At 69.2% G+C, this 15,313-nt stretch carries 15 protein-coding genes; 9 read left to right on the top strand and 6 right to left on the bottom strand.

Annotated elements, in window-relative coordinates:
- The first annotated feature begins 5 nt into the window (after positions 1 to 5).
- The 3 genes from AC6CH2_RS16465 to AC6CH2_RS16475 all read left to right on the top strand — a co-directional run bounded on the left by AC6CH2_RS16465 (position 6) and on the right by AC6CH2_RS16475 (position 3,080).
- On the top strand, positions 6 to 917 hold the full coding sequence (locus tag AC6CH2_RS16465; RefSeq protein ID WP_498270152.1) for a complex I NDUFA9 subunit family protein: 912 nt from the start codon (positions 6 to 8) through the stop codon (positions 915 to 917).
- A 418-nt stretch (positions 918 to 1,335) separates the two neighbouring features.
- Positions 1,336 to 1,713: a PH domain-containing protein gene (locus tag AC6CH2_RS16470; protein WP_435396229.1), complete on the top strand. Its 378-nt coding sequence runs from the start codon at positions 1,336 to 1,338 to the stop codon at positions 1,711 to 1,713.
- Between the two features lie 137 nt (positions 1,714 to 1,850).
- Entirely contained in the window at positions 1,851 to 3,080 is a 1,230-nt protein-coding gene (locus AC6CH2_RS16475; protein WP_435396230.1) for a multifunctional CCA addition/repair protein, read from the top strand.
- 292 nt (positions 3,081 to 3,372) lie between these two features.
- On the opposite strand, the gene AC6CH2_RS16480 is transcribed toward AC6CH2_RS16475, so the two are convergent.
- From AC6CH2_RS16480 to AC6CH2_RS16490, 3 genes are all read right to left on the bottom strand, one after another.
- Positions 3,373 to 5,871 carry a TonB-dependent receptor plug domain-containing protein gene (locus AC6CH2_RS16480; protein WP_498270153.1) on the bottom strand — a complete coding sequence of 833 codons (2,499 nt, stop codon included), beginning with the start codon at positions 5,869 to 5,871 and terminating at the stop codon, positions 3,373 to 3,375.
- Positions 5,872 to 6,105: 234 nt separating this feature from the next.
- Positions 6,106 to 6,540: a VanZ family protein gene (locus tag AC6CH2_RS16485; protein WP_498270154.1), complete on the bottom strand. Its 435-nt coding sequence runs from the start codon at positions 6,538 to 6,540 to the stop codon at positions 6,106 to 6,108.
- Complete coding sequence (locus tag AC6CH2_RS16490) at positions 6,537 to 7,721, bottom strand: class I SAM-dependent methyltransferase (protein ID WP_498270155.1); 1,185 nt, start codon at positions 7,719 to 7,721, stop codon at positions 6,537 to 6,539. The genes AC6CH2_RS16485 and AC6CH2_RS16490 overlap by 4 nt, the downstream gene beginning before the upstream one ends.
- A 90-nt stretch (positions 7,722 to 7,811) precedes the next feature.
- On the opposite strand from AC6CH2_RS16490, the gene AC6CH2_RS16495 reads away from it, so the two are divergent.
- Positions 7,812 to 8,135, top strand: a complete 324-nt coding sequence (locus tag AC6CH2_RS16495) for a hypothetical protein (RefSeq protein WP_498270156.1) — start codon at positions 7,812 to 7,814, stop codon at positions 8,133 to 8,135.
- 19 nt (positions 8,136 to 8,154) lie between these two features.
- Here AC6CH2_RS16495 and AC6CH2_RS16500 read toward each other — a convergent pair whose 3' ends face one another.
- From AC6CH2_RS16500 to tsaD, 3 genes are all read right to left on the bottom strand, one after another.
- A complete protein-coding gene (locus AC6CH2_RS16500) occupies positions 8,155 to 8,979 on the bottom strand; it encodes a DUF6159 family protein (RefSeq protein WP_498270157.1) in 825 nt (274 codons plus the stop codon).
- A 141-nt stretch (positions 8,980 to 9,120) separates the two neighbouring features.
- On the bottom strand, positions 9,121 to 9,471 hold the full coding sequence (gene folB / locus AC6CH2_RS16505; protein ID WP_498270158.1) for a dihydroneopterin aldolase: 351 nt from the start codon (positions 9,469 to 9,471) through the stop codon (positions 9,121 to 9,123).
- A 119-nt stretch (positions 9,472 to 9,590) separates the two neighbouring features.
- Positions 9,591 to 10,613: a tRNA (adenosine(37)-N6)-threonylcarbamoyltransferase complex transferase subunit TsaD gene (gene tsaD / locus AC6CH2_RS16510; RefSeq protein WP_498270159.1), complete on the bottom strand. Its 1,023-nt coding sequence runs from the start codon at positions 10,611 to 10,613 to the stop codon at positions 9,591 to 9,593.
- A 138-nt stretch (positions 10,614 to 10,751) separates the two neighbouring features.
- Between tsaD and rpsU the strand changes: the two genes are divergently transcribed.
- The 5 genes from rpsU to dnaG all read left to right on the top strand — a co-directional run bounded on the left by rpsU (position 10,752) and on the right by dnaG (position 15,167).
- Positions 10,752 to 10,967 (top strand): 30S ribosomal protein S21, encoded by a 216-nt coding sequence (gene rpsU, locus AC6CH2_RS16515; RefSeq protein ID WP_056134345.1) that lies wholly within the window; start codon positions 10,752 to 10,754, stop codon positions 10,965 to 10,967.
- Positions 10,968 to 11,178: 211 nt separating this feature from the next.
- On the top strand, positions 11,179 to 11,625 hold the full coding sequence (locus AC6CH2_RS16520) for a GatB/YqeY domain-containing protein (protein ID WP_498270160.1): 447 nt from the start codon (positions 11,179 to 11,181) through the stop codon (positions 11,623 to 11,625).
- Between the two features lie 395 nt (positions 11,626 to 12,020).
- The gene (locus tag AC6CH2_RS16525; protein ID WP_498270179.1) at positions 12,021 to 12,155 is read left to right on the top strand and encodes an SEC-C metal-binding domain-containing protein; all 135 of its coding nucleotides are present in this window, start codon (positions 12,021 to 12,023) and stop codon (positions 12,153 to 12,155) included.
- Positions 12,156 to 12,387: 232 nt separating this feature from the next.
- A complete protein-coding gene (locus AC6CH2_RS16530; RefSeq protein ID WP_498270180.1) occupies positions 12,388 to 13,275 on the top strand; it encodes a YihY/virulence factor BrkB family protein in 888 nt (295 codons plus the stop codon).
- Between the two features lie 143 nt (positions 13,276 to 13,418).
- Positions 13,419 to 15,167 carry a DNA primase gene (gene dnaG, locus AC6CH2_RS16535; RefSeq protein WP_498270161.1) on the top strand — a complete coding sequence of 583 codons (1,749 nt, stop codon included), beginning with the start codon at positions 13,419 to 13,421 and terminating at the stop codon, positions 15,165 to 15,167.
- Positions 15,168 to 15,313: the final 146 nt, after the last annotated feature.

Raw genomic sequence — 15,313 nt, forward strand, 5'->3', positions numbered from 1 at the left:
TCGCCATGCCCCGTCGTCATGTTCTGATTCTCGGCGGTACCGGTTTCGTCGGCCGCCATCTCGTCGAACAGCTGCTGCGCGAGCACTACCGCATCACCGTGCTGAGCCGCGGCGTCGACCCGGCCAAGAAGAAGCGCTTGTCGCGCGAGGCCAGCATCATCGAAGGCGACGTCGGCAATCCGGATTTCCTGCGCGCGGTGCTCGACGACGTCGACGCGGTGGTCAACCTGGTCGGCATCCTCAACGAACGCGGTGACAGCGGCGCCGGCTTCGAGCACGTCTACGTCGAGCTGCTGGAGGCGTTGCTGGAGGCGATGCGCGACATGGGCGTGTCGCGCTTGCTGCAGATGAGCGCGCTCAACGCCGGTACCGGCCAGAGCCATTACCTGGAATCGCGCGGCCGCGCCGAGCAGCGCGTGCGCGCCTCCAAGCTCGCCTGGACCCTGCTGCGCCCCTCGGTCATCGCCGGCCCCGGCGACGGCCTGTTCTGCCGCTTCGACGAACTGCTGCGCTATGCGCCGCTGCTGCCGATGGGCCGCGCCAATGCGCGCTTCCAACCGGTCTGGATCGGCGATGTGACTCAGGCTTTCGTCAACGCGCTGGCCGACGACCGTCATATCCACCGCAGCTACAACCTGGTCGGACCGGAAGTGATGAGCTTGGCCGAGATCGTGCGCGCGACCGCGCGCGCGCGTCGACGCCTGCGCGCGGTGCTGCCGCTGCCCGAATCGCTCGGCAAGCTGCAGGCCGAGATCGGCGAATGGCTGCCCGGCAAACCGATCAGCCGCGACAACTGGCGCTCGCTGCAGACCGACTCGACCAGCATCGAGAACGGCCTGCTCAAACTCGGCATCGCCCCGACTCCGGTGCTGTCGCACCTGCCCGAAATCCTCGGACTGACCGCGCGCGCGGGCTGAGCCGCACGGCGGGTGCCGCACTGCACCCTGCGCTCCTCGCTCTTCGCCTATGTATTGCTTCGCCGCGATTTGCCGTCACGCGGTCGCGGCTCACGCCGCTCCTACAGGGAAACGACGCCGCGCTTTGGGGTAGGAGCGACGCAAGTCGCGACCGCAATCACCCAACCCGCGCCGCGATCTGCCAGCCCGCGGTCGCGGCTCACGCCGCTCCTGCAGGGAAACGACGCCGCGCTTTGGGGTAGGAGCGACGCAAGTCGCGACCGCGCCACCACCCGAGCCCGCGCCGCGATCCGCCAGCCCGCGCTCGCGGCTCGCGCCGCCGCCACCGTGAAACGCCGGCGTCGCCCGATCCCACTCATCGCCGCCAAACACCGCGCGCGCTAGGATGCTCGCCACTGCCCATCGCAAGGAGATCCCCATGGGTCTGCTCGACACCCTGCTCGGCCATGCCGGCGCCAAGTCCACCGAGAAAGTCGGCGAAGACTTTCGCCCCCTGCTCGCGCCCGGCGAAACCGTGCAGCGTGCGTTCGGCGAGGTCCGCGACCTGATCGTGTTCACCGATCGCCGCCTGATCCTGGTCGACAAGCAGGGCGTCACCGGGCGCAAGACCGAATTCCTCAGCCTGCCCTACCGCAGCATCGTGATGTTCTCGCTCGAGACCGCCGGCCATTTCGACCTGGAAGCCGAGCTGCGCCTGTGGGTGTCGGGCCAGGCCACGCCGATCATCCGCCATCTCGGCCGCAGCGCCGGGGCCGAGGACATCGTCGCCCTGCTCGCGCAGAATTCGCCGCGCTGAAGGGCCGGGACTCGGGACTCGGGACTCGGGACTCGGGACTGGTAAAGCAAGATTTCGCTTGCGCTGCCGGGTCGGCAGCTACGCTCTTTCGAGTCCCGAGTCTCGAGTCCCAAGTCCCGAACCCCGCGGAGACAAGCATGAAAACCTATCTCGTCGGCGGCGCGGTCCGCGACGCCCTGCTCGGCCTGCCGGCCGGTGATCGCGATTACGTGGTCGTCGGCGAAACGCCCGAGGCCATGCTGGCCGCAGGCTTCAAGGCGGTCGGCCGCGATTTCCCCGTGTTCCTGCATCCGAAGACCGGTGAGGAGTACGCGCTGGCGCGCACTGAGCGCAAATCCGGGCGCGGCTACCGCGGCTTCGTCGTCGATACCGACCCGTCGGTGACGCTCGAAGACGATCTGATCCGGCGCGACTTCACCATCAATGCGATCGCCCGCGCCGAGGACGGCAGCCTGGTCGATCCCTACGGCGGCGCGCGAGATCTCGAGGCCCGCGTGCTGCGCCATGTCGGTCCGGCTTTCGTCGAGGACCCGCTGCGGGTACTGCGCGCGGCGCGCTTCATGGCCCGCTTCGCCGAGCACGGCTTCACCGTCGCGCCGGAAACCATGGCCCTGATGCGGCAGATGGCCGAGTCCGGCGAGCTGTCGTCGCTGGTGGCCGAACGGGTCTGGCAGGAACTGCGGCGCGCACTGGGCTGCACCCGGCCGTCGGCGTTCGTGCGCACCCTGCACGACGCCGGCGCGCTCGCGGCGGTGCTGCCGGAAGTCGAGGCCCTGTACGGGGTGCCGCAGCGCGCCGAGTACCACCCCGAGGTCGACACCGGCATCCACACCGAGATGGTGCTCGACATGGCCGCGCAACTCGCACCCGGCGACGACCTGATCGGTTTCGCCGCGCTGACCCACGATCTCGGCAAGGCGCTGACGCCGGCCGAACTGCTGCCGCGCCACCATGGCCACGAGCACGGCGGCCTGGAGCCGCTGCAGGCGTTGTGCGAACGGCTCAAGGTGCCGACCGAGCACCGCCTGCTCGCCGAAGCGGTCTGCCGCGAGCACCTCAACGTGCACCGACTCGCCGAGATGCGCCCGCGCAGCGTCTACGAGCTGATCGCGCGGTGCGACGGTTTCCGCAACCCGAAGCGCATCGAACAGATGAGTCTGGTCTGCGAAGCCGACAAGCGCGGCCGCCTGGGCTTGCAGGACCAGCCCTATCCGTCGGGCGCGGCCTTGCGCGCCGCGCTGAAGGCGGCGATGCAGGTGCGCGCGAACGAGATCGCGCCCGGCCTGGCCGGCCCGGAAGTCGGCGAAGCGATGCGGCGCGCGCGGATCGAGGCGATCGCGACAGCGCGCAAGGCCGCGGCGGAGTAAGCGCTTGCTGCACGAACGAACGCCGGGCCGTCGGGCCCTGTAGGAGCGGCGTGAGCTGCGACAAGCCGCAGCGGCGATCGAAAGCATCGCATCCGAAGCCCGGACAGACGGCGGCTTTCCGATAGGTCGCACCACTTAGCCGGTGTTCGGCTTGAGCGCTCGCGTACACGGCTTCGCCTGTCGCGGCTCCAACCCAACGCCGCGTCGCATTGCGACGCAACGATCCGGCGCACCACGCAAAAAAGCCGCCGCGCGGATGCGCGGCGGCTTCGGTGCGACAACGCGGCCGATCTTAGAAGCGGTAATCGATGCGCGCGTAGTAGCTGCCGCCGTTCATGCCGAACGGCAGGGTTTCCCAACCGTACTTGAAGCCGAGCTGCGGGAACGGCGCACCGGTGACGGTGTCCCACTTGTCGGGATAGGTGTCGAAGATGTTGTTGCCGCCGACGGTCAGGCTGGTCTTGGCGTTGAACTTGTAGCGTACGGCCAGATCGCCGAGCCACTTGCCGCCCCAGCGCTGCTTGACGCCCGGGGTGAAGCCTTCGCCGGCCACCGAACCGTAGTAGTTCGCGCGCGCCGTCCATTCCCATTTGCCGATTTCGTACACCCCCTGCAGCACGTGGTGGGCGCGCGGCTGGCCGTCCTGGATCAGGGTCACCTGGGTATCGTCGAACAGCGCTTCCGGCGACAGGATCGTCGACTGCGAACGGCGCTCCTTGACCTCGGTCTTGTTGAAGTGGACCAGCGCGGTCAGGTTGAGCTTGGAGCCGCCGGCGAACTCGGTGTTGTGGCTGGCGACCACGTCCAGGCCGGTGGTGCGGGTGTCGATGGCGTTGGTGAAGAACAGCACCTGGCCGACCCCGATCGGATCGAGGATCGCGCGGATCGGGCAGTTGCCGTTGCCGGGGGCGCAGGGCTGGCCGTTGGTGCCGACGCTCTCGGGCTGGATGTTGCTCGAGAAAATGATGCGGTCGTCGATGTCGATGCGGAACACGTCCATCGTCAGCGAGAAGCGGTCGTTCGGCTTGAACACGAAGCCCAGCGACCCGCTCTTGGAGGTTTCTTCCTTGAGCGGCTCGATGCCGAAGGCGCGGGTCACCGCGCTGTCCTGGCGCGCGGTCAGGGTGTCGGTGAGCACGCCGGCGGCGTTGAGGTTGGTCGAGCGCTGGCTGTAGAACAGCTGCTGCACGCCGGGCGCGCGGAAGCCGGTCGAGACGGTGCCGCGCACCGCGAACTGTTCGGTCGCGTCGAAGCGCGCGGAGAGCTTGCCGGTGGTGGTGTTGCCGAAGTCGGAGTAATCCTCGTAGCGCACCGCGCCGCCGAGCAGGAACCGGTCGGTCAGGTTGGTTTCGGCGTCGAGGTAGATCGCGTAGTTGTGGCGGCCGTCGTCGACCGCTTCGTTCGGCGAGAAGCCCGGAAAACCCTGCATGCCCGGCTGGGCGGTGTCGCCGGTCTGGCCGACGATCGGGATCGCGCGGTTGTTGGTGCGGCCGTAGGTGTAGGTCACCGGCGCGCCGGGACGGATCTGGTAGTCGTCCTGGCGATATTCCACGCCGGTGCCGAGGTACAGCGGATTGTCGTTGAAGCCCTTCAGGGTGCCGCGGAAATCCAGGTTGAAGGTGGTCTGGTCGAACTGCAGGGTGCCGGTGTCGGCCTTGGTCGGCGACTCGGCGTAGATGCCGCCGCCCGGCTTGGGCTCGTACCACCAGCTGACGTTGACCGAGTTGCTCTCCTCGAAGCCGAACTTGCTGCGGCCGCGGTTGATCGAGATGTCCCAATCCCAGTTGTCGTTGATCGGCGCCTTGTAGCCGACCGCGAGCGAAGTGTCGTCGACGGTGGTCAGGATGTTCGGCAGGAAGCCGTTCGGGTACAGCGCCGGCACCGTGCGATTGTCGCCGGGGCTGCGGAAGAAGCCGGAGGAATCGCCTTCGCGCTTGGACAGGCCGCCGAACCAGTACAACTCGCCGTTGCCGACCGGCAGGCCGCCGTTGAACCAGAAATAGGCGTCGGTGGCGTCGGCGTCGCCTAGGCGCTGGGTCACCCGCGGCGGGCTGACGCGCGCGCTGTCGGGACCGGCGCGGTTGGTCTCGGCGCGGTCGCGGTATTCCAGCGACAAGTTGAGGTAGCCGCCGTCGCCGCCGAGCTTGACGCCGGTGTTGACCGAACCTTGGTAGTTGGCGCCGTCGCCGGCGTAGTACTTGCCGGCCTGGAACGAGAGCTGGGTTTCCTCGGTCTGCTTCTTGAGGATGATGTTGATGACGCCGGAAATCGCGTCCGAGCCGTACTGCGCCGCGGCACCGTCGCGCAGCACTTCGATGCGCTCGATCGCCGACAGCGGAATGGCGTTGATGTCGGTACCGGCCGAACCGCGGCCGATGGTCTGCTGCACGTTGACCAGCGCCTGCTGGTGGCGGCGCTTGCCGTTGACCAGCACCAACACCTGGTCGGGGCCGAGCGAGCGCAAGGTGGCCGGGCGCAGGATGTCGGTGCCGTCGCTGACGAAGGTGCGGGAGAAATTGAACGAGGGCTCCAGCATCTGCAGGATCTGGCCGATCTCGGTCGCGCCGGTGGCGTTCAACTCTTCCTTGCCGATCACGTCGACCGGTGCGGCGGTCTCTTCGGCGGCGCGGCCGCGCGCGCGCGAACCGGTCACCTGCACCGCGTCGAGGGTCGTCGCTTCGCGGCTGGCCGGAGCGGCGGGTTCCTGGGCGAAGGCGGAGGGGACGAAGGCGCTGGCGGCCACGGCGGCGGCTACGGCCAGCGCCAGACGGTTGCGGTGCACTGCGGACATGATCGGTTCCTTGCGAGGATGAGGTCAGGCTCCGGAGAGCCCGCGGCGAGCCTCACAAATATTTAACCTTTGCGCAAGCGGTCATGTGACTGTGCCGAATATGCCTTTGTGACCGTTCTCTACTAACCGATACAGCGGCAACCAGTTTTCGGCCAGGCGGCGGACCGGGGTGGCTTAACAGCGGCGGGCCGAAATCGCCGCCCGCCTGCGTCCTGGGCGCGGTGCCCCGCCCCCTCAGGCGCGCCGGCGCGCCAGCCGGCGGTCCAGTTTCTGCAGCCAGCGCGAAGCCGGGGTCAGCGAGACGAACAGGCCGGCGAACACGCCCAGGCTGTTGGCGGCGGCGTCGATGGCGTCGCCGGTGCGCGAATCGGTCAGGCCGGCCTGGGCGAACTCCAGCGCCACCCCGAGCGCGATCAGGCCCGCCGCGGCGATCGCCTGCGGGCGCAGCCGCGGGAACAGCATGGTCGCGTAGGCCGACAGCGCCGCGTACGCGGAAAAATGCTCGATCTTGTCGAACCCCGAGAACGGCGTCGGCGGCAGGTCGTGCGCGGGCAACAGGGTCGCGCCGGCGACCGCGGCGATCATCGCCAGGCCGAGCGCGCACCACAGCGCCGGCCGCTCGAACGCGCGCAACACCCCGCGCGCGCCGTACTCGTCGGCCCCGCTCACAAGCGGAAACTCAGATCGCCGGCCATGAAGGCCACGCCGAACTCGACACCCTTCTCGAAGCCCATGACCTGGAAACGCTCGCCCATCTCGCTCGGCAGGGTCAGGCGCTTGACCTCGTTGAGGCGGCGCTGCTTTTCGACCTCGTCCTCGATGCCTTCGATCCGCTGCAACACCCCGGCCAGACCGTTGCCGAGCAGGAAGCTGGCCTGCGAGCAGTAACCGGACAGATCGAAACCGGCGGCGACGCCGGCTTCGACCAGGGCGGTGAAATCGACCGAGGCGGTGAGGTCCTGCAGGCCCGGCCACAGCAAGGGGTCGCCGTGCATGCGATGGCGGTAGAACGCGCGCAGGGTGCCGTCGACGCGATCGGGCGCGTAGTACTCGGCGCGCGCATAACCGTAGTCGACGAACAGCATCGCGCCGTTGCGCAGGCCGCCGGCGACCGCCTGGATCCAGTACGGCAGTTGCGGCAACAACTCGGAGCGATAGCCGTCGGAGAGCGGACGTTCGAGGCGGCGTTCGGCGATGCGCACCGCCTGGGCGAGGAAATCGTCGGCGGGGCGCAGCTCGCGGGCGAAGCGGTCGCCGTCGATCGTCACGTACTCCTCGAACACTTCCTCGTCGCGGATCGCGAAACGCGGCGTCGGCAGGGCATCGATGACTTCGTTGGCGAACAGCACGCCGTCCCACTCGTCGCCGAACGGTCCGTCCGGCCATTCGAGCAGATCGAACAGCGGCGGCACCAGCCGCTCGCGCAGGCGTTCGCGCTGGCGATGGCGCAGCTCGGCGCTGGGTTCGAGGATCGCGTATCGGTCGGGCAAGGCATCCAGTTCGAGCAGGCGCTTGAGCGCGACTTCGGCGAACGCGCCGGTGCCGCCGCCGAGCTCGAGGAACCGCGCCGACGGCCCGATCTGCTGCAGCACCGGCGCCACCGCTTCGGCAACGCAGGCGGCGAAGACCGGCCCGATCTCCGGCGCGGTGACGAAATCGCCGCTGGGGCCGAACTTGCTCGCGCCGGCGCTGTAATACCCCAGGCCCGGCGCGTACAAGGCCAGTTCCATGAAACGCGAGAACGGTATCGCGCCGCCGTGGGCGAGGATCTGTTCGCGGATCAGGGCCGCCAGGCGCGCACTGTGGGCGAGCGCATCGGCATCGGGGGTCGGCAGATCGAAGGAATTCACGTCGGGGGCGGCGTCGCAGGCGCTTCGGAAACAGGCCGACAGGATACGGCCCCGGCGCAGCCGCGGCGAATCGCGACGGCCTGAGCGGGGTTGGCTGAATGCCGACGCGAGAGACGCCGCGCGCGCGCCGCGCGCATCCGGCGCCTGCTGGCCGAAGGCCGGCGCAGCGACGCGGTGATCACCGAGGTCCACGACACCGGCCTGGAGATCTACAACGAAATGCGCCTGCGCTTCGTCGCCCGCTTCACCGATCACACCGGCGTCGAGCGCTGGGTCACCAAGACCGGCCTGTTCGACCCGGTGCGCCTGCCGCGGGTCGGCGAGGCGGCCGTGGTCTGGTTCTACCCGGACCGCGCCGGCGACGAAGACCGGATCCTGGTCGGCTTTCCCGACGCAGACGAACCGGTCTTGTAAGCGGGATTCGGCGCGCGGCTCAGCGAGCGCGCGCTTCCAACTGCAGGCCTTCGAAACCGGCCGGCATTTCGCCGTCGACCGCATAGCGGTACAACGCCGCCGAGTACACGCCGCCGAGCGCGCTCTGGTACACCGCCAGGGCCAGCAACGCGAGCACGGTCACCGCGCCGAGCAGCACCGCCAGCGCCGAGGAAACCAAGCCCAGGACATAGGCCAGGCCGAAGCCGGCCACGCCGACCGCGAGCATCGCCGTGCCGGTGGCCAGGCCGATGCCGACCATGCCGGCCGCGCTCTCGCCCCAGGTGCGCTTGAACATGCCGACGCTGCGCTTGACCGCATCGATGGGGCCGACGTCTTCGGCGACCAGTACCGGCACCACCAGGAAGGTCGCCATCGTCCAGGCCGCGCCGAGCGCGCCACCGATCAAGCGCACGATGAAGTTGTTGTCGCGGTCCTTGAGCGCCTGCAGGATCATGCCGACGGTCGCGGCGATGGCGGCGTAACCGGCGATCGCCGGCAGGCGCGCGGCCGCGGCGCGGAAGCCGTCGCCGACGGTCGGGTCGCCGCCTTCCAGGCGGATCATCGCCGCGCTGACCAGGGCGCAGTTGCAGAAGATGATCACGAAGTACTGGCAGAAGTAGAAGGTGAAGGCGAACAGCGCGGCGCCGGGGCCGAAGCCGTCGGAGAAGATCTCCAGCGCCGTGGCCGGGATCAGGAACGTCGCCAGCACGATCAGCACGCACACCGCCGACACCACCGGAAACACCAGCAGTTCGCGATCCGAATTGAGTACCGAGGCGCTGGCCTTGGCGAGTTCCCAACTGCGGCTAAGTTTCTCGAACATCGCATGCCCCCATGAATGATCCCGGGGCATCCTCGAACCTGCGGCCGGAAATCGCAAGAGCGTACGCGCCGGCGGCGCGAAATCGATGTCGCGAAAGCGGAGTGGCGAAGCCGGGCGGCGCGGCGGGCGCGCCGCGACGGCTCAGCGGCTGCGTTCGATCATCACCCCGACCGCGCGCGCGTTGCGGATCGCGCTGGGCTTGCTGAGCTTGAGCCGGACCCGGCGCACGCCGAATTCGTCCAGCACGATCGCCGCGACGCGTTCGGCCAGGGTCTCGACCAGGCCGAACTCCGACTGCGCGACGTAGCCGACGATGCGGTCGCTGATCGCCTTGTAGTCGAGGGTGTCGCCGATCGCGTCGCTGGCCGCGGGCACGCGGTTGTCGAAGGCCATCTCGAGATCGAACACCAGCGGCTGGCGGATGCGCCGCTCCCAGTCGTAGATGCCGATCACGGCGTCGATTTCGAGGCCTTCGATGAAGACGTGGTCCATGGGGGCGGGGACTCGGGACGGGGGACTGGGGACTCGAAAAGCGCGGCCATGGTAGGCGGGATCGCACCGCCTTCGCGAGTCCCGAGTCCCGAGTCCCGAGTCCCGAGTCCCGAGAAAGGCTACACAGCCTGCAACAACGCCATGTCCCAGCGCGGGGTCACCTTCACCGCGGCGCTCTCGTGCTGGCCGGCCTGCAGCCGCAGGGCGCCGGCGTAGGCGATCATCGCGCCGTTGTCGGTGCAGAACGCCGGGCGCGGGAAGCACACGCGGCCGCTGCGCTGGTCAGCCATCGCCGCCAGCTTCGCGCGCAGGCGCCGGTTGGCGCCGACGCCGCCGGCGACCACCAGGGTGTTGCAGCCGGCCGCATCGAGGGCGCGCGCGCACTTGATCGCCAGGGTGTCGACCACCGCGTCCTCGAACGCGCGCGCGATGTCGGCGCGGGTCTGCTCGCTCTGGTCGCTGCCGCGCCAGGCCAGCAGGACCTGGGTCTTGAGGCCGCTGAAGCTGAAGTCCAGGCCGGGCCGGTCGGTCATCGGGCGGGCGAACTTGAACAGGCCCGGACGGCCGAGTTCGGCCTGCGCGGCCAGTTGCGGGCCGCCGGGATACGGCAGGCCCATCAGCTTGGCGGTCTTGTCGAAGGCCTCGCCGGCGGCGTCGTCCAGGGTCTCGCCGAGCAGGCGGTAACGGCCGATCGCGTCGACCGCGACCAATTGGGTGTGCCCGCCGGACACCAGCAGGGCCACGAACGGCGGCTGCGGGCGGCCGAGCGGGTCGTCCTCCATCAGCGGCGCCAGCAAGTGGCCTTCCATGTGGTGCACGCCGATCGCCGGCACGTCCAGGGCCCAGGCCAGCGCGCGCGCGACCCCGGCGCCGACCAGCAAGGCCCCGACCAGGCCGGGTCCGGCGGTATAGGCCACTCCGTCGAGCTCGCCGGCCTCCAGGCCGGACTCGGCCAGGGTCTGGCGGATCAGCGGCAGCAGCTTGCGCACGTGATCGCGGCTGGCCAGCTCGGGGACCACCCCGCCGTACTCGGCGTGCAGGGCGATCTGGCTGTACAGCGCATGGGCGCGCAGGCCGGTTTCGGTGTCGTAAACCGCCACGCCGGTCTCGTCGCAGCTGGTCTCGATGCCCAGGACTTTCATCGGCACCCTGCCTGGCACGCCGTTTTCTGGGAGAATGTCGGATTCATGGGTGCCTATGTTGCACCTTCCGCCGGAGCATCGCTATAATGCGCGGCTCTCCCGGTCTGCCCGGGCCGGTTCCCGTTAACGAGATTACGTATGCCCAGCGTCAAAGTCCGCGAAAACGAGCCTTTCGAGTTTGCCCTGCGTCGCTTCAAGCGCACCTGCGAGAAGGCCGGTGTACTGGCCGAGACCCGCAAGCGCGAGTTCTATGAGAAGCCGACCCAGGAGCGCAAGCGCAAGGCCGCCGCGGCGGTGAAGCGCCAGGCGCGCCGTTCGTCGCGCGACGTCACCAAGCGCCAGCGCTTGTACTGATCGTTCGTTCCGCGCGACCCGGCTTCGCCGCCGGCGCTCGTGGGGAACGACCATCAAGCCGGCCGCGCCTCGGGCGCCGCCGGCTTTTTGCGTTTCCAGCCGGCGCGTACCGGAACCGCATCACGCTGCCGCATCGGCGCTGCCGGGCCCTCGCGGCCGGCGCCGCGCCCGCCGGCGCCCCTCCCCCTTTCCGCACCCACAAGGTCAGATCATGAGCCTCAAGCAACGCCTCACCGACGACATGAAGGCCGCGATGAAGAGCGGCGACAAGCAGTCCCTCGGCGTGATCCGCCTGATCAATGCCGCGCTCAAGCAAAAAGAAGTCGACGAGCGCATCGAGCTCGACGATACCGCGGTGATCGCGATCCTCGACAAGATGATCAAGCAGCGCCGCGACTCGGTCAGCCAGTACGAAGCGGCCGCGCGCGAGGACCTGGCCTCGATCGAACGCGACGAGATCGTGGTGATCGAGCGTTACGTCCCGGCCAAGCTCGGCGAAGCCGAGATCCTGGTCGTGCTCGAGGAAGTCATCGCCGAAGTCGGCGCGGCCGCGCCGTCCGACCTGGGCAAGTTGATGGGCCCGCTGAAGGCCAGGCTCGGCGGCAAGGCCGACATGGGCCTGGTCTCGGCGCTGGCGAAGAAGCGCCTGGCGGGCTGAGTTCGCGCCCGATGGGCGAGGGCCCGGCTTCGGGCCGGCCCTCGCCCTGCCCCTCTTCCGCGCGCGGGAGACGGGACTGGCCGGCCTGCCCGGCGGCTTCAAACCTCGCGTACCGGCGGCCTCTGCCGCTTCGCTCGAGGCTGCTGCGCTCGAACCACGCTCAAGCCCCTCGCTCTCGCCTGCGGGAAGAGGGGTGGCTGGGGCTGCCCGCCACGCAACCCGCCCGCAAGGGCCGCACACCCGGAGGTGCACCATGAAGCGTCAACACACCAATACCGGCTGCTTTCGAGCCGAGCCGCGATACCACGCGTAAGCGCCGCAAGGGCTTCCCGTCCGAAACCCGGGTCAAGCGCGGCCGGCGCCTGGTCCACGGCGACAAGGAACTGGTCGAGAAGCTGGGCCGCAACGACCCGTGCCCCTGCGGCTCCATGCGGAGGTTCAAGGAACTGTTGCCTGCGCGAGGGCCGCTACGAAGGTTCCGAACGCGATCACTACTTCAGGGATTGATCGCCGCCGATAGCGGCGGATGACCGCCGATCGCGGCCGTTGTCGTCGGCTGCACACGAACGGCCGGGCCTTACGCCCGGCCGTTTCGTTGCCTCGCGCCTGCACAGCGCGCCCACGCCTCGCTAACCTGGGGCCCCGGATACTGACATCGGCGATCCGTCCGCCGTCATCGCGAGCCGCATGTCCCCGACCCCGCCCGAACGTTCCTCCAGCGAGCGCCCGCCCGACCGCGATGCGGCCGCCGATCAAGGCCCGATGCAGCGCATCCACGCCCTGCAGGCGCGTCTGGAACAAAGCTGGGTGGCCAAGTTCGCCCGGCGCTTCATCGACTACGACATCCTCGCCCTGGCCGCCGCCCTGTCGTTCTACACCCTGCTGTCGCTGGCGCCGTTGGTGCTGATGCTGCTGTGGCTGACCACCGCGCTGTATCCCTCGGCGCAGGAAGAATTCTTCCACCAGATCGGCCTGCTGGTCGGCGACCAAGTCGAGAACACTGCCCGGCTGATCGTAGCCAACGCCGAAAACCGCCCCAGTACCGGCTCGCTGGCGGCGTTGATGGGCACCCTGGCGCTGCTGGTCGGCGCCTCGGTGGTGTTCGGCCAGTTGCAGGCCGCGCTCAACCGGGTGTTCCGCAGCGACGCCAAGCGCCTGGGCGGGATCGCCGCCTGGCTGCGCAAGCGCCTGCTCTCGTTCGGCATGGTCATCAGCGTCGGTTTCCTGCTGGTGGTGTCCATGGCGGTGCAGGCGGCGCTGCAATTGCTGATCGCCTATGTGCCCGACCTGCTCCCGGTGGTCGCCGCGATCGTCTCATTCGCGCTGTACACCCTGGTGTTCGCGGCGATGTACCGCTGGCTGCCGGACCGTCCGGTCAGCCGGCGCCGGGCGCTGTTCGGCGGCGCGCTGACCGCCGGGCTGTTCATGCTCGGGCGCAGCGCGATCGGCCTCTACCTCGGCCAGGCCAGCCTCGGCACCGCCTACGGCCCGGCCGGCGGCCTGGTGATCATGCTGGTGTGGATGTACTACTGCGCGGTGGTGTTCCTGCTCGGGGCGCTGATCACCGCCATGCTCGACGAACGCGCCCGCGTGCGCCGGCGCCTGGCCGACGAATGCGCGATCGCCGGGGTCGACCTCCCGGCCTCGTAGCGACGACACAGGGCGCCGCCGACGCCCCTGCGAGGCCGAGCGGCCACGACCCGAACCGTCGCGCGCTGGCCGCGCATGGCATCCTAGACGCCTTCCGGTCAGACCACGACGAGCAACGCCGCCCCCTCGCGGGCGCCCTACGCATGGCCCGCATTCCCGACGGTTTCATCGACGACCTCCTGGCGCGCACCGACATCGTCGAGGTGATCGGTACGCGCGTGCCGTTGAAACGCCAGGGCAAGGAATACTCGGCGCGCTGCCCGTTCCACGACGAGCGCTCGCCCTCGTTCACGGTCTCGCCGACCAAGCAGTTCTATCACTGCTTCGGCTGCGGCGCGCACGGCACCGCGATCAGCTTCCTGATGAACTACGACCGCCTCGAATTCCTCGACGCGGTCGAAGAGCTCGCCAAGCGGGTCGGCGTCGAAGTGCCGCGCGACACCCGCGCGCGCAACGAAGACTCCGACACCCAGGACTTGTTCAGCACGGTCGAGGCCGCGTCGCGCTTCTTCCAGAAACAATACGCCCACAGCGGCAAGGCCCAGGGCTATCTCGACAGCCGCGGGGTCAGCGCCGACATACGCGAGCGCTTCGGCATCGGCTACGCGCCCGACGGCTTCAACGCGCTGCGCGATGCGCTCGGCACCGACGAGCGGCGCATGCGCCTGCTCGAACGCGCCGGACTGTTTTCCAAGAACGACAGCGGCCGCGTCTACGACAAGTTCCGCGACCGGGTGATGTTCCCGATCCACGACCGGCGCGGGCGCACCATCGCCTTCGGCGGCCGCGTGCTCGACAAGGAAGACGGGCCGAAATACCTCAACTCGCCGGAGACGCCGCTGTTCCACAAGGGCCGCGAACTGTACGGCCTGTGGCAGGTGCGCCAGACCCACAACAAGATCCCGCGCCTGATCGTGGTCGAAGGCTACATGGACGTGATCGCGCTGTTCCAGCACGGCGTCGACACCGCGGTGGCGACGCTCGGCACGGCGACCACGCCCGACCACGCCGAGCTGCTGTTCCGCAACGCCGCCGACGTGTATTTCTGTTTCGACGGCGACCGCGCCGGCCGCGGCGCGGCCTGGAAGGCGGTCGAGTCGGTGCTGCCGCGCATGAAGGACGGGCGCCAGGCCTTCTTCCTGTTCCTGCCCGACGGCGAGGACCCGGATTCGCTGGTGCGACAGGAAGGCGCCGAGGGCTTCGACCGGCGCCTGCGCGAGGCCACGCCGCTGTCGCAGTTCCTGTTCGATTCGCTCGCCGCCGACGTCAATCTCAACACCCTCGAAGGCAAGGGCCGCTTGGCCGAACGCGCCAAGCCGCTGCTCGCGCAGATTCCCGACGGCGCCTTCGGCGATCTGATGAAGCAGCGCCTGACCGAACTGACCGGGGTCGGCGCGCGCGCTTCGAGCCCCGACACCCACGTACCGACGCAGCGCGCGCACGGCGGCGGCGGGCGCCATGCGCCGACGCCGAAGCGCAGCCTGGTGCGCAGCGCGATCTCGGTGTTGCTGCAAAAGCCCTCGCTGGCCGCCGCGCTGACCCCGCCCTACCGCTTCGCCGAACTGCGCCAGCCCGGCATCGACCTGCTCGTCGAGATCGTCGACCTGGTCCAGCAACGCCCGGAAATCAGCACCGGTGCGCTGCTCGAACAGTTCGCCGGCCACGAGCAGGCCGGCGCCCTGCAGAAGCTCGCCAGCCACAGCCTGCCCGGCGACGACGACACCTTGCAACGCGAGTTTCTCGACGCGGTCGCCCAGCTCGACAAGCAGACCATCGAACAGCGCCTGGCCGAGCTGCAGCACCAGCACCGCGAAGTCGGCCTGAGCAGCGAGGAAAAACGCGAGCTGCTGTCGCTGCAGCAGGCCCGGTTGGCGAAAGCGCCGGGGCCCTGAGCACCGCTCCGCTTGCAGGAGCGACGTGAGTCGCGACCAACCGAAGAGGTGAACGTCAGCGCCCTATCCGAGGTCCGAATAAACCGTGCCGACACGCAAAAGCCAGCCGATTGTCCTGGCTTCGGTCGCAGCGCTTTCGATCGCCT

The sequence above is a fragment of the Lysobacter sp. GQ73 genome (genome assembly GCF_059758755.1).

Coding starts and splice junctions, on each gene's coding strand:
- AC6CH2_RS16465 (WP_498270152.1), top strand. CDS start 6: ATGCCCCGTCGTCATGTTCTGATTCTCGGCGGTACCGGTTTCGTCGGC.
- AC6CH2_RS16470 (WP_435396229.1), top strand. CDS start 1,336: ATGGGTCTGCTCGACACCCTGCTCGGCCATGCCGGCGCCAAGTCCACC.
- AC6CH2_RS16475 (WP_435396230.1), top strand. CDS start 1,851: ATGAAAACCTATCTCGTCGGCGGCGCGGTCCGCGACGCCCTGCTCGGC.
- AC6CH2_RS16480 (WP_498270153.1), bottom strand. CDS start 5,871: ATGTCCGCAGTGCACCGCAACCGTCTGGCGCTGGCCGTAGCCGCCGCC.
- AC6CH2_RS16500 (WP_498270157.1), bottom strand. CDS start 8,979: ATGTTCGAGAAACTTAGCCGCAGTTGGGAACTCGCCAAGGCCAGCGCC.
- folB (WP_498270158.1), bottom strand. CDS start 9,471: ATGGACCACGTCTTCATCGAAGGCCTCGAAATCGACGCCGTGATCGGC.
- tsaD (WP_498270159.1), bottom strand. CDS start 10,613: ATGAAAGTCCTGGGCATCGAGACCAGCTGCGACGAGACCGGCGTGGCG.
- rpsU (WP_056134345.1), top strand. CDS start 10,752: ATGCCCAGCGTCAAAGTCCGCGAAAACGAGCCTTTCGAGTTTGCCCTG.
- AC6CH2_RS16520 (WP_498270160.1), top strand. CDS start 11,179: ATGAGCCTCAAGCAACGCCTCACCGACGACATGAAGGCCGCGATGAAG.
- AC6CH2_RS16530 (WP_498270180.1), top strand. CDS start 12,388: ATGCAGCGCATCCACGCCCTGCAGGCGCGTCTGGAACAAAGCTGGGTG.
- dnaG (WP_498270161.1), top strand. CDS start 13,419: ATGGCCCGCATTCCCGACGGTTTCATCGACGACCTCCTGGCGCGCACC.